We start from the raw sequence: 23,416 nt of genomic DNA, 5'->3' as shown, positions 1-23,416 counted from the left end.
CTGAGGCGGTTCAGTCCTCGGCCGTATCCGTCCGGACACGGCGGAAGATCCAGTAGCGCAGCAGCAGGAACCTGGTCACGGCAGCCAGAACATTGGCCACGGTGATGGTGGCGATGTCCTCGAAAACACTCGGATCCGGGTCAAAGAGATGCAGGAACCACAGGCTTGAACTGGTCAGCGCCAGAGCGAGCAGCATGACCCACAGGCCCCGGCGGTGATCCCGCCACCAGCCCTCCTTGCCGCTGATGGCCCAGCTGTGCCGGCGGTTGAGTTCGGTGTTGAGCACGGAGGTCAGGATCAGTGCCACCAGGTTGGCCCACTGGGTTCCCATGGACGGCCGCAGAAGAGCGAAGATGGCCAGGGACACGGCCGTGCAGATTCCACCGACCAGCAGGAAACCCAGAATCTGCCGGAGCAGCCCGGGGCGAAGGACGATGGGCTTCCGAGGGGTCGCAGCAGGGGAGCCTGTGGCACTCGGAGAAGTCCCTGGGAGGTACTCGGCATCCAGAGTTGCCTGGCTGTGCGGAGTTCCCTGGGTGCTGGGGCTGACGGTCATGATGATTCCACTCTGGCAGTTTCCACGGAGCGGGACAAATGGATTTTCGGTTCCCAAGGATATCCCTGTGCCCAGCTACGCCCTCCCACAGCTGGTTCTTCACGGAGACGCCGTCCAGCAGTGGGCAACGTCACTCGGCCAGGTTCTCGCCGATGACTTCCAGGGCGAGCGCCTTCGCCTGCTGAGCTGCCGGACCGAGCTCCGCAGTCACCGCGGAGATCAACCCCTCCACCAGAATGGTCTGGGGGATTCGGGTGGTCACCGTCACCTCATCGCGGAAGCTGAGCTCCGGCATGCCGACCACCAACGAGACCGTAGCCATGGCGGCGAGCGGGGAACGGGCGAAGGCTGTGATCACCACCAGTTGCGCCCCCGCCTCCAGCGCAGCCCGGGCCACGGCGAAACTCGCCGAATGGGCACCGCTGCCGCTGACCACCAGCACCGCGTCCTCCGGGCGGAAGAGCCGGGCAGTGATCTGCTGGCTGATGGCGTCGGGTGCGAATTCAGCCCAGCGGCCGATGGCGTTCAGCCGGGCGGCAGCGTCCATCGCCAGGGCGGCGGAGAGACCGTTGCCCACCACGAGAAGCCGCCGGGCTGTAGCGAGAATCGAGACCGCCCGGTCGATATCCTCCGGGGTGAGCAGAGCGGTCATAGCAGCGATGGCCTGGCCCACCTGGCTGAAAGACGCCGCAATCAGCGCAGCCGATCCGGCACCGACCGGTTCCGGACGTGCCGCCGGGGCGTAGGCGGCATCGCGCGCCAACAATACCCGTAGCTGCTGGTAGCCGCTGAAGCCCAGGCTCTGGCAGGTACGCACCACGGTGGCCCGGCTGGCCCCGGCGAGCTCAGCAATGTGCTGCGAGGACAGCTCCACCACCTGGTCTGCCCGGTCCAGCAGGGCCGTCGCGACGGCCTGTTCTGCAGGCAGCAGTGAGGGCAACAGCGAGCGGATGGTGGCCAGGACCATCCCTGGCGCCAGTGCTTCGGGTTTCAGCGCATCGGAGTTCATTCCTCGCCTCTCATTGCTCGCCGTCCTCCGGACGTGCCGAGATCCTGGCGGAGATGCGGGATACCTCGGCCGGGTCCAGGTCGAAAAGCAGCTGGGTCGGCCGGAGGAAGAGCGGCAGGGCGCGCACCCGTGCCGGGCCACGGTCCGAGGCAAAGAGAGTCACCAGTGCCGCTCCGCTGGCCTGAAGAGCACGTTCGTGACCATCCGGGGCCAGCACATCGTTGACGTTGACCACGCCCGGAGCCACCAGAACCGGCACCAGAGTCTCGCCCACCCGCAGCGAGTCGACAAGGGCATGGTGATAGTGACCGGAGAGGATCAGCCGGACATCGCTGCCCCGGAGGGCCTCGGCGAGGTCCTCCGGATTCTGCAGTTCGATCCCGTCATGCAGTACGGTGACCGGCTCCACCGGAGGATGGTGGACCACCAGCAGGGTGCCGTGTGGTGCGGCACCATCGCTGGCGGCGGCGGATGACTGGGAGAGTTCCTCGGTCAGCCAGTCCAGCTGGCTACGGTCCAGGAATCCGTGAGTGCGCCCCGGAACCGAGCTATCCAGCGTCACCACCCGGAAACCGCCCACCGTGCTCACCCCGTGGATCGGCAGTTGGCCGGCATCGGGCTCCGGTGCTGATCCCGGGTGACCGTTGCCCAGCACCTGCCAGAAGCCGGGCCGCTCATCGTGGTTGCCCATGCCGAAGATCACCTGGGCCCCCCGGTGAGCGGCAAAATCACCCACCAGCTCCCGGAGCTGACGGTAGGACTCGGGGGTGCCGTCATCGGAGGCGTCCCCGCTGACCACCACCAGATCGAGTTCCTCAACCGGCACCAGCACACGGAGCGCCTCGAGCAGAGCTGCCCGCGTGTCCACTGTGCCGGTGTGCAGTCCCCGGGCTAACAAATGGGTGTCGCTGAGGTGCAGAATATTCAGCGTGGCGGTGGGAGTCATGGATCCATTCTCTCCGCTGGCACCGACAGTGCACGTCATCGTGTCTGTGGCCTTCTCGTCTGCCGGCTTCGGCCCCACCGGCCGGTGACCAGCCGTTGCCGGACGGCCCCGGAGAGTTGATCGATCCCCACGGTTATCACTATCACCACGATCAACAGCATGCCCACCGCGTCCCAGTTGCGGAACTGCACATTGTCCTGGAGCATCTTTCCGATGCCACCGGCGCCGATCAGACCGAGAATCGCGGAGGCCCGCACATTGATCTCAAAACGGTAGAGCCACAGGGAGAGAACCTCGGCCGATGCCGCCGGCCAGATGCCCCAGCGCATGACGTCGAACGGCGAACCTCCGGCGGAACGTACGGCCTCCGAGGGTCCGCGGTCCACCGCTTCGAAGGTTTCGTAGCCCCATTTGCCCAGGGTACCGATCGAGCCGATGCCCAGCGCCAGTGCACCGGTGAACGGGGTGAGGCCGGTGACCGAGAGGATCAGGATCGCGACCACCACCTCCGGAACGGCGCGGATCACCGCGAAGACGAAACGCAGCGGCCAGGCGACCAGGCGCGGCGAGACCCCCGCGGTAGCCAGAAAGCTCAGTGGCAGTGAGACGATGACGCCGATCAACGTGCCGATCCAGGCCATCTGAACCGAGAGCAGCATGGCGGTGAATGCCTCGCCGAACTTTGACCAGTCGGGTGGACCGAACAGCGCGGCCAGATATTTCAGGCTCTCCGCCGGGAAATCTGCCAGCGAAGCCCAGTTGATCCGCGCGCTCCAGAAAGCAGCGACGATGACCAGTGAAAGGCCCAGCCAGGCAAGAGCGCGTACGGGATGGCGCGGCCTGCGGGGGCGCACCGTCGCCGGAGATGAGGGCGCGGATAAGGATTCGCTCAGATTCAGGGCCGATGCCATCAGACGAGCCTCTTACGGAGCCAGGCGGAGAACGATTCCAGCACCATCACCATGACGAGAATCTCCACAATGATCATCGAGAGTTCGTGATAGCGGAAGAAGCTGCGCACATTATCGATCAGCACGCCCAGGCCACCAGCTCCCACCAGGCCGATCACGGCCGAGGCGCGGATGTTGATTTCGAAGGTGTAGAGCACCTGCGAGGCAAAAGCGGGCAGTATCTGAGGGAGCATCGCCGCGCGGTTGGCGGAGAACCAGGTGGCCCCGGCGGCCAGGGCAGCCTCCTGGGCCCCGAGGTCCTCGCCATCGAGAGCTTCAGAGATCAGCTTGACGATGATGCCGACATTGAACAGGAAGAGGGCCATGATGCCGGAGAGTGCACCGACGCCCACAATCGCCACCAGAATGGCCGCATAGAGGATGTCCGGGACGGACCGGACGACGTTCAGTACCGTACGAACCACCACCAGCACCGGCCCGTAGGGATTGGTGGCCCGGGATGCCAGAAAGCTCAGCGGCAGCGAGACCGCCGCTCCGAGTGCCGTGGCGATGACCGCCATCGAGAGCGTCTCGAGCAGGGCAGGGATGGTTTTCGGGATGAAGCCGTAGTCCGGCTGGGTCAGCTGGACGATATTGCCCCAGGCATTGCCGAAATTACTCACGATGGCGGGCAGATCAACACCCACGCCGATCCCGGCCCAGACGGTGATCGCCAGCAGCACGGCGATGATCGCCACGGTGCGGCCCCAGGTCTTCGGTTTCACGGGACGAGCCCGTGCCCGGGATGGCCCTCCTGATGAAACAGCGGCGGGCGTACTCATGAGTCCAGCTCGGGCACGGTAGCGTCCAGGACGTCCTCGGCGGTCAGGGAGCGGCCGTAGATACTCTCAAACACCGCCTCATCCGCCTCCGCGCCCGGACCGTCAAAGACGACCTCACCGGCGCGAAGGCCGATCAGGCGATCGCAGTACCGACGAGCCAGGTCCAGGAAGTGCAGGTTCACCACGACGGTGATGCCCAGCTCGGCATTGATTCCTTGTAGATCCCGCATCACGACATGAGACGTGGGCGGGTCCAGCGAGGCGACCGGCTCATCGGCCAGAATAACCCGCGGCTTCTGTGCCAGAGTGCGCGCGATGGCGACGCGTTGTTGCTGACCACCGGAGAGACTGGAGGCCTTTTCGTAGGCCTTGGAGACGATTTCCACCCGCTCCAGAGCCTCCATGGCCAGCTCGACGTCATCCTTCTTCCAGGCGGCCAGGAGCGAACGCCAGGCCGGGGTCGCATGCAGGCGTCCCATCAGGACATTGTTGAGCACCGTGGTGCGGCGGGCCAGATTGAAACTCTGGAAGATCATCCCGACCTCGGAGCGCAGTTCCCGCAGGCTCCGGCCGCGGAGCGAGGAGAGCTCGCGCTCACCCACGGTGAGCTCACCGCTGGTGACCGGCACCAGCCCGTTGATGGTCCGGATCAGGGTCGATTTTCCGGCTCCGGAAAGACCCACTATGCCCACCATCTGGCCCGCAGGAATACTCAGGTTCACCTCCTTGAGGCCGACGAACCCATTGGAGTAACTGACGCCGACGTGGTCGAAGCGGATGTCCGCCCCGGCCACGTCGGCTGATCTGTTCGTCACTAGCCGAGCCCGATGGAACGCGCGGCGTCCTGCGTCTTCTTCAGGCTCGCCACATCGGCCGGAACCAGGCCGGTGATCTGGTAGATCGCGGTCAGCGCTGCGACTCCGTCCGGGGTTTTGGCGTAGTCCAGCATGGCGTCGGAGATCTTCTTCTGCCACTCTGCGCTGAGTTTGGAGCTCAAGGAGACGCCATCGTTGGGCACCTCGTCAGTCAGGGCGAAGACCACGGCCTTCTGACCCACATCCGGGTTGTCCTTTTTGACGACTTCGCGGGCGTCCCAGTAGCTGAAGCCGACCTCGGCATCGCCCTTGTACACGGCCAGTACCGAGGCGTCATTGGCCTGCACCTTGATCGGGGTGACGTCATCGATGGACAGCCCCTGTGCCTTCATCGCCGCCACCGGGAAGATGTACCCTGCGGGGGAGGCGGAGGAAAGCATGGCGACCTTGGCTCCCTTGATCTTGGAGATGGAATCCAGCCCGGCAGGACCATTGCCGCTGGCCGTCCCATTGCAGTACAGCATGCCGTTCGGCCCCGGAGCCGGGGTGTCCTTGCAATACTTGGAGGGGTTGTTGGTGAAGAGCTGGGCGGCGTAGCTGCTCTTGGTCTTGCGTTGGGTCTGCAGGGCAGGCTTGGCGCCGTATTTGTCACAGGCCTGGCTCATCTGAAGCGAAGGCAGCATGCCGATCTGTGCCTTATTGGAACCGATCGCCTCCACCGCAGCCTGATAGTCCGCGGTGATCACGCCGTGCACCGGGATGCCCAGGCGCTGGGTGAGCGCGGCTTCGAGAGGCTTGACCGTCTCCACGAGCTTCTTGGCGTCGCCCGAGGGGACCAGGGCCAGAGTGAGCTCCGTGGGGGCTGCCGCCGAGTCGGTACTGGTGCCGGTGCAGGGGGCGGCGGAAGCGCCAGCGCTGGAAGAATTGGCGGCATCCTGGCTGACGCCACAGCCCGCCAGAGCGATGGTGCCCAGCAGCGCGGCGGCTGCGAGGGCGAGAGATTTCTTCATAGAATGCCTTCTCAGGTGTCGGTGGTGCGTGCGGTGGGTGCGGTGGGTGGGATGGGTGGTGTCAGGCGGCCTGCAGGGCAACGATGGACGCGGGATTCTCTGCCCAGGCGAGCATGCCGGCGTACAGATCCTCGATCCGGGCAGCGCGCAGATTGGTCGGGCCGCTACGCAGGTCAAAGCGGTCGATAAATGCCGTGGCGCAGCCAGCCGCGCCCGGGTATTTGAGGTCATTGATCCAGACATCGCCGACGCTGAGCAGAGCCTGAGGTTCCCGCCCGGCGAGTAGCGCCGGTAGGAGTCGTTCCAGCCCGGCTGGTTTGCCGGCATCGGGAATGATCTCGTCGATGACCTCGGTCAGGCCCAGGGACTGAAGAGATTCGGTCACACCGTTGAGGGGTGCGTTGGTCAGCAGGATGCGGTGAGCTTTGCGGCCGATGGCGGCGAGAAAGTCGCTGAGTCCCTCGGGCGCCTGCACCGGGACTTCTCCACGGGCGACGGCCTCCCGACTGGCACGGTAGGCGGCCTGGCGCTGATCGTCGGTGAGCTGGGAGCCACTGAGCTGGGCGACAGCATCGTAGCCATCGATGAAGGGCAGTCCGGCCCCGCCCGGCTCCGTCAGGAACGCGTGGAGAGTGCTGTGGAGCGCGTCCCGTCCAGCCGGTTCCAGATACTGGCCGACGGCTTCCGCATAGGCATAGACAGGGCCATCGCCCAGGGCCACCGTGCCGTCGAAATCCAGAAGCAGGGACAGGGCGGGAACGGGCAGTTCGTCGGGGGTTCGCGTACTCACAGCAGCACACTAGCCCGCCAATGAACGATGTGTCCATGAAAATTAATGTCATGAAACAACTGTTCACCGAGTGTTTACCGGGCCCGTCGATTAGACTTTCATGTGGATGAAGTCCGTCATTCCCAGACCACCTACTGTCCCGCCTGGAGGAACAGAACTATGACACCCCGATTCACCGTTGATTCCCGTCACCGAGCCGCGGTAGCGCTGGCAGCGCTGAGCCTACTGGCGCTCACTGCCTGCACGCCGGTTCAGGGTGACGCTCAATCGGGGTCCTCCAGCTCGACCAGCTCCTCTGCCGTCGCCTCACAGACGGCGAGCTCCGCGGGCAGTACCAGTGCTGCTGCTGATCCGCAGGCGGAGATCCCGGTGACCACGTTCGGGGCTTCCTCCACTGCAGGATGGAAGAGTTTCTCGACTCCGGACGGTCGGGCCAGCTTCGACCTGCCACAGGACTGGACCATGAGTTCCAAGCCCGGAGTGGACCTGGACGGCAAGGGGAGCCGTCTCTACGTACTGACGCCACCGGATCTGATGAAATCCCGCCAGCTGTTCTTCCTGGTGACCGATACGCCTCAGGATCGCAGCTGCACCAATGGCACGCAGCCGCTCAAATACACCGTCCTGGAGAGCACTCCGATGGATTTGCCTTCGGATCCCGGAGCGGACAAGGTCAGCCCCCGATTCGTCTATCGGGTGATTGAGGGCGGTGGACAGTTCCAGGGGTCTTTTGCCGTGACGGACACCATGGCCGGCGCTGACTACAATGCCTGTGTGCTGGACAATGCGGTGCACTATTCGCCGGTGGGGTACTACACCTTTGCCGATGGTGTGCTGATCAATTCAGCCGCGATCGCCAACGGTTCCTACAACTCCTTTGACTCGCTGGACGCCGCCAAGGCCTTCCAGAGCACTCCGGAATACCAGACCCTGCGCTCGGTCATCATGAGCCTTAAGGTCAAGCCCTAGTCGCTCGTACAATGGACTGGCCGCACTCGCGGCATCGAGCGTCATCAGGCGCTGTGATCGTCATCTGACAGTCAAGGAGTCCCGTGCAGCGTTCGGTTGCCTCGCGCCTGGTTTTCACCGTTCAACCGCAGACAGCGGTGGTGCTCAATCTCGCGGTGGCCCAGCTGGGCTATGACTCCCTGGAGGAGGAGCTGAGCATCCGTTCCGGTGAGACCGAGCTCGACTACCGCGAGCTCGTGGATGTTCATGGGGGCAGGCTCTTTGCCCTGGATCTGCCGAATTCTGCGGAAGTGACGGTCGATTACCGCGCCACGGTCCTTGGTCAGGCTGCGGACGAAGAGACGACGGAACAGGACCTGATCCGCTATGTCCGGCCCAGCCGCTACTGCGAATCGGATCGCCTGCTGCCCACGGCATACGCAGAGTTCCCCGGCCTGCGCGGTCTGGCACTGCTCGATGCCGTCCGGGTATGGGTAGCGCAGGAACTGCGGTACATCAGTGGTTCGTCCCGGGGCACCGACGGGGCAGTCGAAGCGCTGCTGGCACGGCGGGGCGTCTGCCGGGACTTTGCCCATCTGGTGGTCTCCATGTTGCGGGCCAAGGACGTGCCGGCCCGGTTGGCGGCAGTCTATGCACCGGGGCTGGCGCCGATGGACTTCCATGCGGTGGCGGAGGCCTGGGTGGACGGCAGTTGGTATGTCCTCGATGCCACCGGTCTGGCACCGCGCGCTTCCATGGTGAGAATTTCCACCGGGCGCGACGGCTCGGATACCGCTTTTCTGTCCACGGTGGGCGGCTCGGCCTCGCTCAAGGAGCTCAGCGTTTCCGCCGTGGTGGACGGCGAGTTGCCCGAGGAAGATCCTTCCGCCCTGGTCGTGATGGGCTGAGTCAACTCAGCGGTTGATCAGCTCAGTCCTTGTCCGGCTCAGTCCCGCTCGAGCGAGGCGGCGAGTTTGCGCGTCAGCCGTTCCAGCTGGGCCAGTTCATCGGCATCGAGTCCGTGTGACATCACGGCGTGAATGTCCTTGACGTGCTCGCGGCCCACGCTGCGCTGCAGCTCCAGCCCGGCCTCGGTCAGGCCCACCAGTACGCCGCGCCGGTCGTCATCGGCGGTCCGTCGACTCAGCAGACCGCGGGCCTCCAGTCGCTCCACCAGCCGGGAAATGCTGGGCTGCGTCAGGAGTACATAGCGATTGAGCTCATTGAGCCGCAACCGGGTGGTGGGGCATTTTGAGAGGGTGTACAGCACGTCGTACTCGTGCATGCTCAGTTCTTTGAACACGGCATCACGCTGCAGCCGGCGGTTCACCGCCACCTGGGCGCGGAAGAGCGCTTCCCAGGCAGAGGTGCTGAGCCGACGGTGGGTGGCCCGACTCAGTGCAGGGGTGGTGTGAGTGGCAGCCTCTGTTGTACTGTCGCCCACAGTGAGGGTGCCGGTCTGCATGAGTCGGTCCTTCTTTCGGCAGGGAGGCGCACTGTTGGCCTCTTAGTATATGCGTTTGCATCGAGTACTCAGATCAACGACCACACCGGCAGTAGGTATTCCCGGCGGCAATGCCAGCCCTGGGCACTGCCGATCAGCGAAGGGCGGGCAGCGAGGGTGAAGGGACGGCTCTTCGGACCAGCGGCGGCAGTGGTGGGGTTTCTGGTGCTGGTCGAGCTCACCTCCGGGATTCTGCAGGGATACTACGTTCCCCTCTGGAGCGATGTGGCCCGCAGACTGGGCATTCACGATGCCGACGTCAACTGGTTTGAGGCAGCCCAGCTGCTGGTCAGTGCCCTGGTGGTCCCGTTGCTGGCCACCTGGGGCGATCTGCTCGGGCACCGTAAAATCCTGCTGATCTCCACTGCCATCACCGCGGTAGCCTGCTGGGGCGTGGCCTTTGCGCCCACTTTCTGGGTCTTTCTTATGGCTTGGGCCGTGCAGGGGTTCTATGTGGTCTGGCTGCCGCTGGAAGTGGCCCTGATCTACTCCCGGAGCCAGCTGGCCCAGGATCCTGCCGCCCTCACCCGCCGCGCCACGGGTGTCCTGGTGGCTGCCCTCGAGGGCGGAGTGATCGTGGGGGCGCTGCTCTCCGGGGTGCTGGGTAGCCTCTGGGCAGATCAGCTCTGGCTGGTCCTGGCCTTTCCTGCGCTCTGCGTGAGTGCCTGCTTCGTGGCCATCTGGAAGGGCGTGCCCGCGCCATCGACATCGGATACCGGTGCTGATGCCCGGACTGGCGATCGCAGCGCAAACGGCGCGAGTCGCGGCCGCATCGATGGCGGTGGCTTCGTGCTGGCAGCCCTGTCACTGCTGGGCATCACCGGTGGGCTCACCCTGATGCGACTCAGTGGCCCCGGCACCTGGTGGGCCTGGGTACTGGTGGCGGTCGGCCTGCTCGCACTGCTTCCGTTCGCACGTTACGAGATGCGCCGGAGTGAGCCCCTGATCGATGTGCGGCTACTCGCCAGACCCACGCTGTGGCCAGTGATGCTCACGGCTTTTCTCTTCGGGGTGTCGGTACTCGGTGCTCAGATTCCGCTGTCCACCTTTGCCCGTACGGATCCTGCCACGGCGGGCTACGGGCTGGGTGTGGGGGCAGGCCTGGTCTCGGTGCTGATCGGGGTCTACGTCCTGGCGATGGTGGCCGGCGCCCTGGTGTTCCCGTGGCTGGCGGCGCGGCTCAGTCCCCGGCGCACGCTGATCATCGCGGCGCTTGTGGTGGCTCTGGGCTACGGGCTGTTCCTGCCGTTCCACGACCAGCTGGTGCAGGTGTTGCTCAATATGGTGATCGCCGGTCTGGGCTCCGGAGCGCTGGTTGCCGCCCTGCCTGCGGCTGCGGCAGCGGCGGCACCTCTGCACCAAACCGGGATGGCCACGGGCGCCACCAATGCCACCAAAACGCTGGGCGGTTCTTTCGCCTCCTGCATTTTCGGTATCGCCCTTGCCCATGGAATCACTGCGCCGGGGGTGGGGGAGGGGCAGGCCGCTCCGCTGGCCGGTTACCTGACGGTGTGGAGCATCTGCGCGCTGACCGCGGTGCTCTCGGCCGCAGCGCTTCTGGTGGTTCCCAAAGCTGCGTTTGGCGGCCCGCTCAGGACCGGCCGGCTCAGGAATCGGCAGACCGCCGCCCGCGAACTTTCGGAATAGCGCCCGTGGTCCAGTCCTGGAAGAGCGGGGGCTGGTGAGCCCCGCCCTCGGACGCTGCCGGAGTCGGCATCACCTGCAGGTCCTTGAGCAACTGTCGCCGTTCGCGGCGCCCCTCCACCAGGCGGTAGAGCACGGGCACCAGGACCAACGTCAGCGCAGTGGAGGAGACGAGGCCGCCGATCACCACAATCGCCAGCGGCTGAGAAATGAATCCGCCACCGCCGGTCACACCGAGCGCCATCGGGGTCAGGGCGAAGACCGTGGCCAGAGCGGTCATCAGAATGGGTCGCAGACGGTGCCTGGCCCCATGTTCGATGGCGGCCGCGACGGCCAGGGCGGGCCTGCCGGGTGCAGATTTCCTGGACTGGTTGATCAGGTCGATCAGGACGATGGCGTTGGTCACCACAATCCCGACCAGCATCAGCATGCCGATCAACGAGGGCAGACCCAGTGGCACCCGGGTGATCAGCAGCAGGCCGATGGCTCCCGTTGCCGCGAACGGAATGGACACCAGAAGGATCAGCGGCTGGATCAATGATTTGAAGGCCGCCACCATGATGACGTACACGATGGCGACGGCAGCCAGCAACGCCAGGCCCAACTGACTGAACGAATCGCGCTGCTGGGTGGTGGCACCGCCCAGCGAGGTGCTGACGCCGGCGGGAAGGCTGAGCGAATCGAGCTTCTTCTGCACCGCACTGCTGAGTGAACTGAGGTCACTGCCGGTGGGGGTCAGCGAGATTCTGGCGCTGCGCTGGCCATTGCTGGAAGTGATACTGGTGGGCACATTGACCTGCTTGACGCTGGCCAGGGCAGAGAGCGGCACCGGGCCGGCAGGTGTGGGGATCGGGGCATTGGCCAGTGCATCGAGGGAACTGAAGGTGGTTCCCTTACCGATCTGCACCTGGTAGTCCACGGTGCCCACCCGCACCGTTCCGGCAGGGATCGGGCTGACCGTGGCTGCCAGAATTCCGGCGACCTGCTGCTCATTCAGGCCTGCCGCCACCACTTTGGCACGGTCGATGCTGACCTGTACCACCGGGTTGGCGGCGGAGAGGTTGCTGGAGACATCGCGCGCCCCGGGCACTTCCTTGAGCGCCTGCAACACCGTATCGTTGCCGCGCTGCAGATCGTCGCTGGTGGCGGCCTTGACCGTCACGTCCACGGTGCTGGAGACGCCAAAGCCTCCACCTGAAGAACTCACGGTCAGGGTACCGGCGTTTTTGAGGCCATCGAGGGCTGCCTGCACGCCCTGCTGGATCTTGGTCTGATCCTTCGAGGCGTCCGTGACCACCTGGAATTTGGCGCTCGTGGCACCGGCCGAGAAGTAGGAGGCAAAGCCGCCGCTCGCATTGCCGATCGTGACCTGCACATCCTGAACGCCATCGACGCCGTGCAGGGCACTCTCCACCGTGCTGGCCGCCTTGCTGGTGGCATCCAGCGAGGTCCCGGCGGGCATCGTCTCCGTGATGGAGAGCGAGTTCTGCCCGGAGTTGCCCAGCAGGTTCTGCGGCAGCAGGGGCAGCATGGCGAAGGTGCCGACCAGAATCACCAGACCCACCGACACCGTCCACCAGGGGTGCTTCTGCGTGGTGTGCAGGATGGGTAGATAGCTGCGCTGCAACAGGCCCCGGCGTTCTTTCTCCTCCACGGCGGCCATGGTGGCGGCGGCCTCAGCGGGAGTGACGGACGTAGCCGACTGCTTGCCGGGCCGCAGGAACCAGTAGGCGAGCACCGGAACAATGGTCAATGCCACCAGCAGCGAGGCCAGCAGAGCGATGGTCACGGTGATCGCAAAGGGCCGGAACAGCTCCCCGGCCACATTGCCGACGAAGGCGATGGGCGCGAAAACCGCCACCGTGGTCAGAGTTGAGGCTGTCACAGCCCCCGCGACTTCCCGGATCGCTTCCTTGATGGCCACCAGACGGTCCGGGGTGTAGGTCATATGCCGTTTGATGTTCTCGATGACCACAATCGAGTCATCCACCACCCGGCCGATCGCAATGGTCAGGGCCCCCAGCGTGAGGATGTTGAGTGAGTACCTGAACCCCCAGAGTCCGATCAGCGTGACCAGCAGAGACAACGGGATGGAGATGGCGGTGACCAGCGTGGAACGCACTGAGAGCAGAAAGACCAGGATGACGACCACGGCAAAACCAAGGCCCAGCAAGCCTTCTGTGCCGAGGTCCTTGATCGATTTCTCGATGAACGGCGCTTGGTCGAACACGGAGGTGAACGTGGCGTGCGCACCCAGTTCGGCGCTCAGATCCGGAAGCTGGGCGCTGACCGCATGAGATACCGTCACGGTGTCTGCGTCAGGCTTCTTGGTCACCGAGAGGGCCAGCGTCGGTTGGCCGTTGGTCCGGGTGATCGACGTGGTGGGATTGTCCTGCAGTGAGACATCAGCCACCGAACCGATGGTGGTCACCGTGCCGCCCTTGGCTCCGCCGAGCGGCAGGGCCTTGACGGCGTCCACGGAATCCACCGGGCTGCCAACCTGCACCGACAGCGACTGGCCCTGATCCGTTATGGTGCCCGCCGGGACCAGACCACCGTTGTTCTTCAGGGCGTCGGAAATAGCGGAGACGGAAACGCCTGCAGCGGCGAGCTTGGCAGGATCAGGGGTGATCTGAAGGTGCTGGCCGGTGGCACCGGTGACATCCACTCCGCGGACGCCATCGACCTTGAGCAGTTTGGTCACCGCGATCCGCTGCAGGTCATTGGAAAGCTCCGCGAGCGATTTATCCGAGGACACCGCGAGGTAGAGGATCGGCAGATCAGAGATGCTGCCCGCCACCGCCTGCGGATCCGTGCCATTGGGCAACTTGGCACGGACATTCGCAATCGCCCGGTCGATCTGGTTGCGGGCTCGGTCCATGTTGGTGCCGTAGGTGAAGGACAGGCTGATGGTGGACATGCCGCTGCGCGAGGTGGACGTCGAGGAGTCCAGGTTTTCGACGGCGTTCAATGCGGTCTCGAGAGGCCTGCTGACCTGCGCATCGATCACCTCAGGGGAGGCGCCGTTCATGGCCGTGACCACGGTGATCTGGGGGAACTCCAGCGAGGGGATGAGCTCCTGCTTGAGGGAGCCCATCGAGATCACCCCGAAGACAGCCACAAACACCGTCACCAGCGCGATCAGCGCCCGGTTACCCAGGGACAAGGTGGCCAGACGAAACATCGGTCAACTCCTTCGTGGGCTGCACGGCCCAATATGGTCTGGGCTGTACCGCGCGGTGATGCAAGGGCGTGCCGACCGGACGGGGCTGGCCGTAGGGCCGACCGGACGGCCGGACGTCATCCGGCTAGTTTAGCGTGAGCGTTTCCGCAGTCCTGGCCAGAGTCTCCGCCGCGAGATCCGGGTGATCATTGAGTGCGATGCCGAGCGTCGGGATCATGGCCTTGAGCTGATCCTGCCACTCCAGCTTGAACTTCCGGGGGAAGCAGCGCTGCAGCAGCTCCAGCATGATCGGGACTGCGGTCGAGGCTCCCGGAGAGGCACCGAGCAGCGCAGAGATGCTGCCATCTTCCGAGGCGATCACTTCGGTGCCGAACTGCAGGATGCCGCCCTGCTTTTTATCCTTCTTGATCACCTGGACGCGCTGGCCTGCCGTGATGAGTTCCCAGTCGTCGCCGTTGGCCTCCGGGAAATACTCCTGCATGGCGCTGACCTTGGCGGCACGGCTCTTGGTGATTTCCCCGATCAGGTACTTCACCAGGCCCAGATTGTGCGCGCCGACGCCGAGCATCGGCACAATATTGCCGGGCCGGATGGAGCCGGGCAGATCCAGCCAGGAGCCCGCCTTGAGGAAGTTGGTGGAGAAGCCGCCATAGGGACCGAACATCAGCGCCTTCTTGCCACCCACAAAGCGAGTGTCAAGGTGTGGGACCGACATGGGCGGTGCGCCGACGGAAGCCTGGCCGTAGACCTTGGCGTGGTGCCTGGCGATGATGTCTTCATTGGTGCAACGGAAGAATTTTCCGGAGACCGGGAAACCGCCGTAGCCCTTGCCTTCAGGGATGCCGGAGCGCTGCAGCAGGTGCAGGGCACCGCCGCCGGCACCGACAAAGACGAAGGGTGCCGTGATCTCGCTCCGTTCGCCGGAGGCCGGGTGGTGCAGCGAGAGAGTCCACCGCTTGTCTGCACCACGGGTCACATCGGTGACCTCCGTGCCGAAAGTCACTTCGCCATCGTGCGCGGAGAGGAAACCGACCAGCTCCTGGGTGAGCCTGCCGAAATCGACGTCCGTGCCTTCCGCTGCCCGGTTGGCGGCCAGCCGCTGGCTCCCGGTGCGGCCCTTCATGATCAGCGGTGCCCATTCGGCGATCTGATCCGGGTCCTCGGTGTACTCCATGGAGGAGAAAAGCGGGTTGGGTTTGAGCGCCTCAAAGCGGGTCCGCAGGTAGTTTGCGTGATCATCACCGATCACGAAAGACATATGCGGGACGGTGTTGATGAAGTTCTTCGCCGGGGCGATGTGCCCTGCGGTGATCATATGGGACCAGAACTGGCGGGAGAGCTGGAACTGTTCGTTGATCGAAATGGACTTGGCCGGATTGACCGAGCCATCTTTCGCTGCGGGGGCGTAGTTGAGCTCGCAGAGCGCGGAATGCCCGGTTCCGGCGTTGTTCCACGGGCCGGAGGACTCCAGGCCGAGCCCGTCGAGGCGCTCGATCAGGACGATGGACCAGTCAGGCTGCAGCTGCCGGATCATGGCGCCCAGGGTGGCGCTCATGATGCCGCCGCCAATCAGGACGACGTCGGCTTCTTTGGTCTGCGAAATAAAGGTCACAGTTGGTCTCCGGTCGGCGTTGCGGACAAGCGTGCCCCGTAGGCCTGAAAAGGCGTGGGATGCCTAAGAAGAGTATCGCGCAGGCCCGCACTTCACCCAATTGAAACGGTGTCTCCGGCGGTGTGTGATGTCACCTGAGAATCAGCTCAGGGTGATGGTGTTGAAGACTTCCTGGAGCATCGGATTCACCGGGTAGTTCCCTACTCTGGGTGAGAGCGCGAGCGCGGAGATCGGCACAGCGATCGGGACGGCGGGCAGCGAATCGGCCAGCTCTTTGTTGATGTCCTGATAGGCCTGGACCCTGTCCGGGCCGTCGGTCAGAGTCCGTGCCCGGCTGATCTTGCTGATGGTCTGCGGATCGTTGTACCCCAGGGCGGCATTGGGCTGGCCGAAGAGCGGCCCCAGGAAGCTATCCGGATCGGCATAGGTCCCATTGGTGCCCAGAAGGTAGAAGGCATGGTTTTTATCCGCCGTGATCTTGCCCACATAGTCCTCGGTCCAGTCCACCGGAACGGGCTTGATGGTGAAGCCGATGTCGGTCAGCTCCGCGGCAATCTCCGCATAGACCTTCTCCGGTGTGGGCAGATAAGGCCGGGTGACATTGAGCGGATAGTAGAACGGAAGAGGTTCACCCTTATAGCTGGATTCGGCGAGGAGCTTCTTGGCCTTGGCCCGGTCAAAGGGCAGCCCGGCCACCTGGTTGTTGAAACCACTGAGCTTGGAGGGGACGAACTGAGAAGTCTTGGCCGAGCCGTCGATGAAGAAGGCCTTGACGATGCTCTCTTTGTCCAGGCCCTGGGCGATGGCCTGGCGGACTTTGAGGTCGGACAGAGCGGGGATGGCCTGATTCAGCCCGAGGTACAGCACGGAGAACGGGTCCCGTTGCATGACCTGCATACCGCCCTTGACCAGGGTGTTGAGGTTATCTGCGGTGACGAAGTCATAGCCGTCGATGTCGCCGCGCATCAGGGCCTGCAGCCTGGCCTGGGGCTGGGCGTAGGTGACCAGCTGGACCGTTTTCACCTGCCCCCTGGTGCCCCAGTACTGGGCGTTCTGGCTCAGGCCGACGATGCCGTTTTTCCAGGAACTCAGAGTGAAGGGGCCGGTGCCCACCGGGTTGAGGGCAAAAGAAGAGACCTTATGGGCTCCCTGCGTCTGATCGATCACATCGGCATGCTCATTTTTCAGCGCGGTGGGTGAGGCGATGGCAAAGGCGGGCTGGGTCAGGGCGCTGAGGAAATTGCTCGGCGCGGAGTTCATGGAGATGGTCACCGTGTGGTCATCGTCGGCACGGCAGGATTTATAGGTCGAATTCTGCGGATCATCGCTGAACGTGCGGAAGACATCCTTGAACGTCTGCGGGATGGCCGCACCACCACTGGCCGTGGGCAGGTGGAACCAGCGCTCAAAGTTGAAGCAGACGGCATCGGCGTTGAAGGGCGTGCCGTCCTGGAACGTGACCTTGTCCCGAAGGGTGAAGGTGTAGCCGAAGCCGTTGTCAATCTGCTTCCAGGAGGTGGCCAGGGCCGGCGCAGGTTTGGAGGTATTCGGGTCCACGGTGACCAGACCCTCGAAAATCTGACGGGTGACCCTGGTGGAATCCACGTCACTGACGAGCGATGGATCCAGCCCCATCGGATCGGCCGCAGTGCCGAAGCGGAACTCCGTGGTGGCGGCCGGATTGCTGTGCGAAGGGGACGGCGACGGTACAGTGGTGCAGCCCGCCACCGCCAGCGTCAACGCCAAGCCGGCTACGGCGCGGAGTTTCGGTCCTCGTCGCACGTGCTGCACTTCCTGTCCGGGTATATGAGTCTCTCAATACTAGTCAGCCTGCGGTGCTGGAGGCCTCTCTTGACTTCAGGGATTCTGCGGCCGGCGCTGTGCCTTTGGTCACGCTGCCGAGCACCTGCGGCCTGATTTTGACACTTTTTTGATACCTGGCTGATACGCAGAGGTCCGTGGGGTGGGTTAGCGTTGGTGCCATGACCGGGCTGACGCGCAGGGGGGCATCCTCCAGGCAGGCACGGCGACGCCGTCGGCCGCGGGTGCCTGGTCTGATGATCCTGCTGTCCCTTCTGGTCCTGCTCACCGGCTGTGCTGGAGGAGCTGGACCGCTGGTGGTGACGCTCAAGCCCACCGTGAGCGAATCGCCGGCTTCAGGCGCGGCTTCCGCCGGCGCATCGCCATCGGAAGCAGATGCCGGTTCCACCGATGCTGCGGCGCCTCCGGTCAACGTGGCGGTCGGCTCGGCCAACGTCAGCGGCAATCTCAATACCGTGGTGGTGCTGGGAGACTCGATCAGCACCGGATTCCAGACGTCGGTTCAGGACTCCTGGCCCAACGTCCTGGTCCAGGACTTTGCCCGACTGGGTGAGAACCTCACCTTGTACAACGCGGCAGAAAACGGCGCAGGGTATCTGGTTCCGGGCAGCGGCGGGCTCACCTTCAGCGAGCAGGCCCGCGCAGTGGTGCCGGAGGCTCAGATCGTGGTGGTCTACGGCACCGAAAATGACATTGGCGAGGACGTGAGCCAGATTCCCGGGGAGATGGCGAAGGTTGCCTCCTATGTCCGGGCGAGGGCGCCGCAGGCCACGCTGCTCTTTGTGGGGCCAGCGTCCTACACCACAGAGGTGGATCCTGACCTGCTGACTATCCGGGACCAGATCCGCGATGGCGCTGCTGCCTTGGGGGACACCTTCATTGACCCGATTGCCCAGGAGTGGATCATGGGAGCGAAGGCGGAACTGATCGGCCCGGACGGTGATCATCCGACCGTGCTGGGGCATCAGTATCTGGCACAGAAATTTGAAGATATCCTGCTGCCGTATCTGCGCAAACCGGAAGGGTAAGCCAACTACGCGGCCGCTATGGTCAGCGGTCCAGGACCTCGCGCAGCCGCACGCCGAACTCGACCGGGATGCCGGGATACATTGGCTCATCGTGGAACGAACCGTGGCTCCCTGGGAACTCGGTGGGCACGATGCCGATCTCAGCCGCCACCGCCCGCGCGCCCCGCGCCGCCATCGTCTGACCGGATTCGACTCCGTAGGCGAGGACGAGTCGATCGCCAAGAGCCCGCAGCGCCTCGGTGTTGATCGGGTCCACAATGATCGACGGCATGTTGCGGAACAACGGATTCGACCGTGAGCCGTCGTCCGCTGCGGACATCCCAAACATCGCCGGATCGGGCGCGGGCTTGTCGAGATACGACTCCGGCACGATGCCGTCGAACATCACGAAGGCGATGAACTTGGCCATCGCAGGGCCGTCGCCTTGCTCCTCGTACGTCCGCTTGAGGTCCGTGACGACCGCGCGAATCTCCCCGGCATCCGGCAGCAGCGGCGCCGAAGGTGGCTCGTGCGCGACGATCATCCGCAGATCGGAGGGATACAGCGCCGCGAGGGTGAGCAGATTGACCGCGCCACCGCTCGATCCGAACGCATCCACCGGGCCGGCGCCCAGCGCCGTGATGACGCGGTGCACGTCTTCCGCATGCCGCGCAGTAGTGATGTCGCTTGTGCCAGCAGGGTTGCGGCCAGCGCCGCGCGGGTCGTAGGTCACGATGGCCCGGTCGGTGAACTGCTCGGCGAGCTGACGGAAGCCGGAGGCATCCATCGGTGCCCCGAACAGGAAGAGCGGGACCCCTGCAGCGAGGTCGCCCTGTACGTCGTAAGTGATGGCATCCTCGCCCTCGCCGACGACGCGGGTCGAGATCGTTCGTTCAGTCATGTCAGTTCCTTTCAGTGGTTGATCGAGGGTCATCGCTGGTGATCCCGCTTCAGGCCGCGGCAAGCACCTCGCGCTCGAGGCGTTCGTAGCTGGTCTCCATGCCCTCCACCATGCCGGTCGCGAGCACCAGGTCGCGGGTTGCGGCATCCGCGTACTCGACGATGAGGGTCAGCAGCGTTGCACCGTCCTCCTCGTACAACTGGAGGTCGTTGACCGTGGCTGGGTAGTCGGTGCCTGTCATGTGCTCGGTCGTGACGGCGCGGCGCGGGGCATCCATCACGAGATGCTCGCCGTCGAAACCGAACGATTCGCCTGGCCCCTCCCAGGCGTACCGGTACTTTCCGCCGACTACCGGGTCGACGTCGCACACGGTCATCCGCCAGCCGTCGGGCCCGAGCAGCCATTGGTTCAGGAGCTCCGGCTCGGTGTGGGCGCGCCAGACGAGCTCACGCGGCCCGTTCACGAGCCGTGTGATGCGGATGTGCTGGTCGTCGAGTACCTCGACGCGGGTGCCCTTGCCCTGCGCGTAGACGCGCAGCTCCTGCAGGACGGCGTCGATCTGGCCCATCGCCATCTGCATCCCTTCGACCATGCCCATACCAACCTGCTGCTCCAAGGACTCGAGCGACTCGAAGTGGGTCACCGCAGCAAATCGTGTGCGAGCACCCTCGGGTGTGAAGCTGAAGACCATGCGCATGGGTGCCATTCCAGTGACGAGGTTGCCGTTCTCATCGGCGAATCCGTCCAGAACCTCGTAGGAGGTCGGTGCGTCGATGCGCAGGAACTCCCAGCGGGCGTGGTGGCAGGAGCCGTTGGGGCCGGTCATCGAGTACTGGGCGAGGCCGCCCGGCTCAAAGTCGAAGGCACTGAATGTCGCGGGCCAGCCGGGAGGGCCCCAGAAGCGCTCGAGCTGGCGCGGGTTGGTGAAGACGCTCCAGACGCGGTCGACGGATGCCTCGAACTCGGCGTCGACCGTGAGCGTCAGTGCTTCGGGGTCAGTGGTGATCTGGGTGATGGGCATGGCTCTCTCCTTCGGCCGGCTCGGCGAACAGCGCATCGATGGTGGCGATGCGGTGACGCCAGAGCTCCTGGTAGCGCTCCAGTAGGTGCTGGGCGCGGGCGATCGTGCGGGGATCGGTGCGCACAAGTCGCTCCCTTCCCTCGGACCGCTTGACGATCAGGCGGGCAGCTTCGAGCACGGCGACGTGCTTTTGTACGGCGGCGAAAGACATGTCATACGCCGCAGCAAGGGTCGAGACCGACTGCTCGGCCTCGATGGTGCGGCGCAGGATATCGCGCCGTGTTGCGTCTGCGAGGGCCTGGAAGATCCGGTCCACCTCGGAGTCGCTGAGCTCTTGATCTACAACCATTTGGTTGTAGATTATCGCGCCAGAATGCGAGTGTCAAGAGTTTGCTGCATCGTAGAGTGCTTCGAGCGCTCACGCGCCGGTGATCGATGAAGTGACTCAGGCACCCCGGTTCAGGTGCGTCAAAGTTTTAAGCACTTACTGCCCGATGCCGTCAGAAGTTCGTTGAATTTTCGGGGCTTTGGTGTGCGCGGTGCCCGGTAAATGCTCAAAACCCTGACGCCTTCGCCTTGCAGCACGGTGTGCGGTAACCGTGTGAAAAAGAGTGCGCGAGGCGGGACTTGAACCCGCACGTCCGAAGACACCAGAACCTAAATCTGGCGTGTATACCAATTTCACCACTCGCGCTGGCCGGATCCCGGACCGGGAACTCAGTCTAGCTTGAGATCCCGCCGCAGTTTGGCGACATGCCCCGTGGCTCGCACGTTGTACTGAGCCAGCACGATGACGCCCTGCTCGTCCAGAACGAAGGTCGACCGGATCAGCCCCTGGTAAATGCGCCCGTAATTTTTCTTCTCACCCCAGGTGCCATAGGCGAGAGCCGTGAGATGGCCCGGATCCGCCAGCAGGGGAAACGTCAGGTCTTCCTCCCGGGCAAAGCGCGCAACATCCTCAGCGGAATCCGGTGAGAGCCCGATGACGGCATAGCCGGCCGCGGAGAACACCCCGAGGTTGTCCCGGAAGTTGCAGGCCTGAGTGGTGCAGGCGGGGGTCGACGCCGCGGGATAGAAGTACAGGATGACCTTCCGCCCCCGGAACTCCCGCAGCGAAACAGTGGTTCCCCGGGCATCCAGCAGAGAGAATTCCGGAGCCTGATCACCGGGGCTGAGCCTGTGCTGCGTCACGCGTGGTCCTCCTGGATGAGTGTGGTCTTTGCCGCAAAACGGACCATGACACCCTATCAGCCGTGTGTTGCCTCTGGCCTCCGGGCCAGCAGCCGCTGCTGGTTCACTCATGCTTCGCACACAGGAGTCTCAGACACAGTGCTCAGCAGGTCTACCATGGCGGAAGCTGTGCAGGCGCACGTCGTCGTGGGACACTCGGAAGAGTGTCGCTGACCAGCGGCAGACCTGCATCCACAGGCCCCGGCCTGGTCACCGAGGGGAAACGCATGACTGCACCCGAGAACTCCACGCCATCGTTGTACGACCAGCTCCTTGAGCGGGACCGGCGGCGGAAAATGTTCCGCCGGCGTCGCGTCGTCGTCGGCGGCATCGCTGCCGTGCTGGTCCTGATCCTTGGCGTCGTCGGATATATCGGGGTCACGGCGCTGAACTTCAACAACAACCTTCACCGCTCGGACGTCTTGCAGGGCCAGACCTCGGTGCCCAAGCTGACGCAGGATACCAATATTCTCATCATGGGCCTGGACTCGCGGCTGGACGAACAGGGCAAGCCGTTGCCGCCGGAGCTCTACGATGCGCTCCATGCCGGGGATGACAGTTCCGGTGGGTACAACTCAAATGTGCTCATGCTCATGCACATTCCTGCAGATGGGTCCAGAGCGACGGCTCTGTCGATTCCCCGCGATGACTATGTGCAGACTGCGGGATTCGATGGTGCCGGGTTCAAAGCGAAGATCAAGGAGGCGTACGGCTATGGTTTTGCCGCCAGGAAAACCGCGCTGATCAACGCGGGCAAGCCGGACAATGATGAGACCTACCAGGCCGCGCGCGATGCCGGACGTCAGGCGGAAATTGCGACCGTCACCCAGTTCCTGGGCAGTGTGCACATCGATCACTTCATCGAAGTGACCATGGCTGCGTTCTACCAGGTGGCCCAGGCCGTCGCACCGATCACCGTCTGCGTGAACAAGGCCACTCAGGACACCTATTCCGGAGCCGATTTCAAGCAGGGGATGCAGCAGATCGACGCCAAACAGGCCATGGCCTTCGTCCGTCAGCGCCGGGACACCACCAACCCCTCCTACGCCTTCACGGACCTGGACCGCGAACGCCGCCAGCAGGCCTTTATCGTCTCGGTGCTGCACCAGCTCAAGCAGGCCGGTACCCTGACCGACCTGCCCAAAATGCAGAACGTCCTCGATGCCGTGAGCAAGAACATCGTGGTGGATTCGGGGCTGAACCTGATCGAGTTCGGCCAGCAGGCAACCTCACTCTCCGGCGGCAACGTCTCCTTCACTACCTTGCCTATCACCGGTTTCGGCACCTCCCCGGATGGTGCCTCGATCAACACTGTGGACGTCAAACAGGTGCAGCAGGTGGTCAAGGATCTCCTGTCCCCGGCGCACGCCAGCACGCCCGCAACCGCCTCTGGTCCTGCCACGGCCCCGAGCAGCGCGGGTCAGGGCGGTGCGGCGCCTGCGAGTGCTGATCCTGGTTCTCCAGGCTATCCCTCCGGGGGTGGTGCGGCTGGGGGGAATTCCGCGCCGACTGCGCCGGCTACGACGCCTCCGGCGAGCTACAGCGACTGGAGCGGCTCTCTTCAGGGTGGCGGGATTCCCTGCGTGAAGTAGCTTTCACCTGCCCTGAATGAGCGGTCCCTTCGGACGTCATTCAGTGTGACGTGAGTCAAATTACGCAAGATCGACATGTTGTTATTAGGATAAG

At 64.2% G+C, this 23,416-nt stretch carries 22 protein-coding genes and 1 tRNA gene; 5 read left to right on the top strand and 18 right to left on the bottom strand.

Annotated features, from left to right (window positions below; genetic code table 11):
- Positions 1 to 10: 10 nt before the first annotated feature.
- The 8 genes from QQM37_RS04045 to QQM37_RS04010 all read right to left on the bottom strand — a co-directional run bounded on the left by QQM37_RS04045 (position 11) and on the right by QQM37_RS04010 (position 6,858).
- Positions 11 to 556 (bottom strand): GtrA family protein, encoded by a 546-nt coding sequence (locus QQM37_RS04045; RefSeq protein ID WP_285725230.1) that lies wholly within the window; start codon positions 554 to 556, stop codon positions 11 to 13.
- A 130-nt stretch (positions 557 to 686) separates the two neighbouring features.
- Positions 687 to 1,565, bottom strand: coding sequence for a MurR/RpiR family transcriptional regulator (locus QQM37_RS04040; RefSeq protein ID WP_285725227.1), 879 nt, complete (start codon positions 1,563 to 1,565; stop codon positions 687 to 689).
- Between the two features lie 10 nt (positions 1,566 to 1,575).
- Positions 1,576 to 2,511 (bottom strand): metallophosphoesterase, encoded by a 936-nt coding sequence (locus tag QQM37_RS04035; RefSeq protein ID WP_285725225.1) that lies wholly within the window; start codon positions 2,509 to 2,511, stop codon positions 1,576 to 1,578.
- Between the two features lie 35 nt (positions 2,512 to 2,546).
- Complete coding sequence (gene phnE / locus QQM37_RS04030) at positions 2,547 to 3,422, bottom strand: phosphonate ABC transporter, permease protein PhnE (RefSeq protein WP_285725223.1); 876 nt, start codon at positions 3,420 to 3,422, stop codon at positions 2,547 to 2,549.
- Entirely contained in the window at positions 3,422 to 4,186 is a 765-nt protein-coding gene (gene phnE, locus QQM37_RS04025; RefSeq protein ID WP_285725221.1) for a phosphonate ABC transporter, permease protein PhnE, read from the bottom strand. The genes phnE (QQM37_RS04030) and phnE (QQM37_RS04025) overlap by 1 nt, the downstream gene beginning before the upstream one ends.
- A gap of 53 nt (positions 4,187 to 4,239) precedes the next feature.
- Entirely contained in the window at positions 4,240 to 5,058 is an 819-nt protein-coding gene (gene phnC, locus QQM37_RS04020; RefSeq protein ID WP_285725219.1) for a phosphonate ABC transporter ATP-binding protein, read from the bottom strand.
- Positions 5,058 to 6,068, bottom strand: coding sequence for a phosphate/phosphite/phosphonate ABC transporter substrate-binding protein (gene phnD, locus QQM37_RS04015; RefSeq protein WP_285725217.1), 1,011 nt, complete (start codon positions 6,066 to 6,068; stop codon positions 5,058 to 5,060). The genes phnC and phnD overlap by 1 nt, the downstream gene beginning before the upstream one ends.
- Positions 6,069 to 6,129: 61 nt before the next feature.
- Complete coding sequence (locus QQM37_RS04010; RefSeq protein WP_285725215.1) at positions 6,130 to 6,858, bottom strand: HAD family hydrolase; 729 nt, start codon at positions 6,856 to 6,858, stop codon at positions 6,130 to 6,132.
- A gap of 159 nt (positions 6,859 to 7,017) precedes the next feature.
- On the opposite strand from QQM37_RS04010, the gene QQM37_RS04005 reads away from it, so the two are divergent.
- Together QQM37_RS04005 and QQM37_RS04000 are read left to right on the top strand one after the other, a co-directional pair.
- Complete coding sequence (locus QQM37_RS04005) at positions 7,018 to 7,827, top strand: hypothetical protein (RefSeq protein ID WP_285725213.1); 810 nt, start codon at positions 7,018 to 7,020, stop codon at positions 7,825 to 7,827.
- A gap of 83 nt (positions 7,828 to 7,910) precedes the next feature.
- Positions 7,911 to 8,714 (top strand): transglutaminase-like domain-containing protein, encoded by an 804-nt coding sequence (locus QQM37_RS04000; RefSeq protein WP_285725211.1) that lies wholly within the window; start codon positions 7,911 to 7,913, stop codon positions 8,712 to 8,714.
- A 38-nt stretch (positions 8,715 to 8,752) separates the two neighbouring features.
- Here QQM37_RS04000 and QQM37_RS03995 read toward each other — a convergent pair whose 3' ends face one another.
- Positions 8,753 to 9,271, bottom strand: coding sequence for a MarR family winged helix-turn-helix transcriptional regulator (locus tag QQM37_RS03995; RefSeq protein WP_285725209.1), 519 nt, complete (start codon positions 9,269 to 9,271; stop codon positions 8,753 to 8,755).
- A gap of 68 nt (positions 9,272 to 9,339) precedes the next feature.
- A complete protein-coding gene (locus tag QQM37_RS03990) occupies positions 9,340 to 9,492 on the bottom strand; it encodes a hypothetical protein (protein WP_285725207.1) in 153 nt (50 codons plus the stop codon).
- Here QQM37_RS03990 and QQM37_RS03985 point away from each other — a divergent pair.
- Positions 9,476 to 10,957 carry an MFS transporter gene (locus QQM37_RS03985; protein WP_285725206.1) on the top strand — a complete coding sequence of 494 codons (1,482 nt, stop codon included), beginning with the start codon at positions 9,476 to 9,478 and terminating at the stop codon, positions 10,955 to 10,957. The genes QQM37_RS03990 and QQM37_RS03985 overlap by 17 nt on opposite strands.
- On the opposite strand, the gene QQM37_RS03980 is transcribed toward QQM37_RS03985, so the two are convergent.
- From QQM37_RS03980 to QQM37_RS03970, 3 genes are all read right to left on the bottom strand, one after another.
- Entirely contained in the window at positions 10,917 to 14,138 is a 3,222-nt protein-coding gene (locus QQM37_RS03980) for an efflux RND transporter permease subunit (RefSeq protein WP_285725204.1), read from the bottom strand. The genes QQM37_RS03985 and QQM37_RS03980 overlap by 41 nt on opposite strands.
- Before the next feature lie 124 nt (positions 14,139 to 14,262).
- The gene (locus QQM37_RS03975; RefSeq protein WP_285725203.1) at positions 14,263 to 15,750 is read right to left on the bottom strand and encodes a malate:quinone oxidoreductase; all 1,488 of its coding nucleotides are present in this window, start codon (positions 15,748 to 15,750) and stop codon (positions 14,263 to 14,265) included.
- Positions 15,751 to 15,891: 141 nt separating this feature from the next.
- Entirely contained in the window at positions 15,892 to 17,532 is a 1,641-nt protein-coding gene (locus QQM37_RS03970; protein WP_285725201.1) for an ABC transporter substrate-binding protein, read from the bottom strand.
- Between the two features lie 200 nt (positions 17,533 to 17,732).
- On the opposite strand from QQM37_RS03970, the gene QQM37_RS03965 reads away from it, so the two are divergent.
- The gene (locus QQM37_RS03965; RefSeq protein ID WP_285725199.1) at positions 17,733 to 18,599 is read left to right on the top strand and encodes an SGNH/GDSL hydrolase family protein; all 867 of its coding nucleotides are present in this window, start codon (positions 17,733 to 17,735) and stop codon (positions 18,597 to 18,599) included.
- 22 nt (positions 18,600 to 18,621) lie between these two features.
- Here QQM37_RS03965 and QQM37_RS03960 read toward each other — a convergent pair whose 3' ends face one another.
- From QQM37_RS03960 to bcp, 5 genes are all read right to left on the bottom strand, one after another.
- Positions 18,622 to 19,479, bottom strand: coding sequence for an alpha/beta fold hydrolase (locus tag QQM37_RS03960; RefSeq protein ID WP_285725198.1), 858 nt, complete (start codon positions 19,477 to 19,479; stop codon positions 18,622 to 18,624).
- Positions 19,480 to 19,528: 49 nt separating this feature from the next.
- A complete protein-coding gene (locus tag QQM37_RS03955; protein ID WP_285725197.1) occupies positions 19,529 to 20,500 on the bottom strand; it encodes an SRPBCC family protein in 972 nt (323 codons plus the stop codon).
- Positions 20,475 to 20,849, bottom strand: a complete 375-nt coding sequence (locus tag QQM37_RS03950) for an ArsR/SmtB family transcription factor (protein ID WP_285725196.1) — start codon at positions 20,847 to 20,849, stop codon at positions 20,475 to 20,477. The genes QQM37_RS03955 and QQM37_RS03950 overlap by 26 nt, the downstream gene beginning before the upstream one ends.
- 263 nt (positions 20,850 to 21,112) lie before the next feature.
- Positions 21,113 to 21,194 (bottom strand) — tRNA-Leu (locus QQM37_RS03945).
- 23 nt (positions 21,195 to 21,217) lie between these two features.
- A complete protein-coding gene (gene bcp, locus QQM37_RS03940; RefSeq protein ID WP_285725195.1) occupies positions 21,218 to 21,691 on the bottom strand; it encodes a thioredoxin-dependent thiol peroxidase in 474 nt (157 codons plus the stop codon).
- Positions 21,692 to 21,957: 266 nt separating this feature from the next.
- On the opposite strand from bcp, the gene QQM37_RS03935 reads away from it, so the two are divergent.
- A complete protein-coding gene (locus QQM37_RS03935) occupies positions 21,958 to 23,322 on the top strand; it encodes an LCP family protein (RefSeq protein ID WP_285725194.1) in 1,365 nt (454 codons plus the stop codon).
- Positions 23,323 to 23,416 lie beyond the last annotated feature (94 nt).

Source organism: Psychromicrobium xiongbiense, from assembly GCF_030271165.1.
GTDB classification, from domain to species: Bacteria; Actinomycetota; Actinomycetes; order Actinomycetales; family Micrococcaceae; genus Renibacterium; species Renibacterium xiongbiense.
The sequence above is the reverse complement of the archived record's forward strand: the minus strand, read 5'-3'. Positions and strand labels throughout refer to the sequence as shown.

Bases quoted from the DNA above. Each gene is read 5' to 3' on its own strand.
- QQM37_RS04005 (WP_285725213.1), top strand. From the start codon at position 7,018: ATGACACCCCGATTCACCGTTGATTCCCGTCACCGAGCCGCGGTAGCG.
- QQM37_RS03995 (WP_285725209.1), bottom strand. From the start codon at position 9,271: ATGCAGACCGGCACCCTCACTGTGGGCGACAGTACAACAGAGGCTGCC.
- QQM37_RS04045 (WP_285725230.1), bottom strand. From the start codon at position 556: ATGACCGTCAGCCCCAGCACCCAGGGAACTCCGCACAGCCAGGCAACT.
- QQM37_RS04040 (WP_285725227.1), bottom strand. From the start codon at position 1,565: ATGAACTCCGATGCGCTGAAACCCGAAGCACTGGCGCCAGGGATGGTC.
- QQM37_RS03965 (WP_285725199.1), top strand. From the start codon at position 17,733: ATGACCGGGCTGACGCGCAGGGGGGCATCCTCCAGGCAGGCACGGCGA.
- QQM37_RS03950 (WP_285725196.1), bottom strand. From the start codon at position 20,849: ATGGTTGTAGATCAAGAGCTCAGCGACTCCGAGGTGGACCGGATCTTC.
- QQM37_RS03960 (WP_285725198.1), bottom strand. From the start codon at position 19,479: ATGACTGAACGAACGATCTCGACCCGCGTCGTCGGCGAGGGCGAGGAT.
- QQM37_RS03935 (WP_285725194.1), top strand. From the start codon at position 21,958: ATGACTGCACCCGAGAACTCCACGCCATCGTTGTACGACCAGCTCCTT.
- phnD (WP_285725217.1), bottom strand. From the start codon at position 6,068: ATGAAGAAATCTCTCGCCCTCGCAGCCGCCGCGCTGCTGGGCACCATC.
- QQM37_RS03980 (WP_285725204.1), bottom strand. From the start codon at position 14,138: ATGTTTCGTCTGGCCACCTTGTCCCTGGGTAACCGGGCGCTGATCGCG.
- QQM37_RS04035 (WP_285725225.1), bottom strand. From the start codon at position 2,511: ATGACTCCCACCGCCACGCTGAATATTCTGCACCTCAGCGACACCCAT.
- QQM37_RS03955 (WP_285725197.1), bottom strand. From the start codon at position 20,500: ATGCCCATCACCCAGATCACCACTGACCCCGAAGCACTGACGCTCACG.
- phnE (WP_285725223.1), bottom strand. From the start codon at position 3,422: ATGGCATCGGCCCTGAATCTGAGCGAATCCTTATCCGCGCCCTCATCT.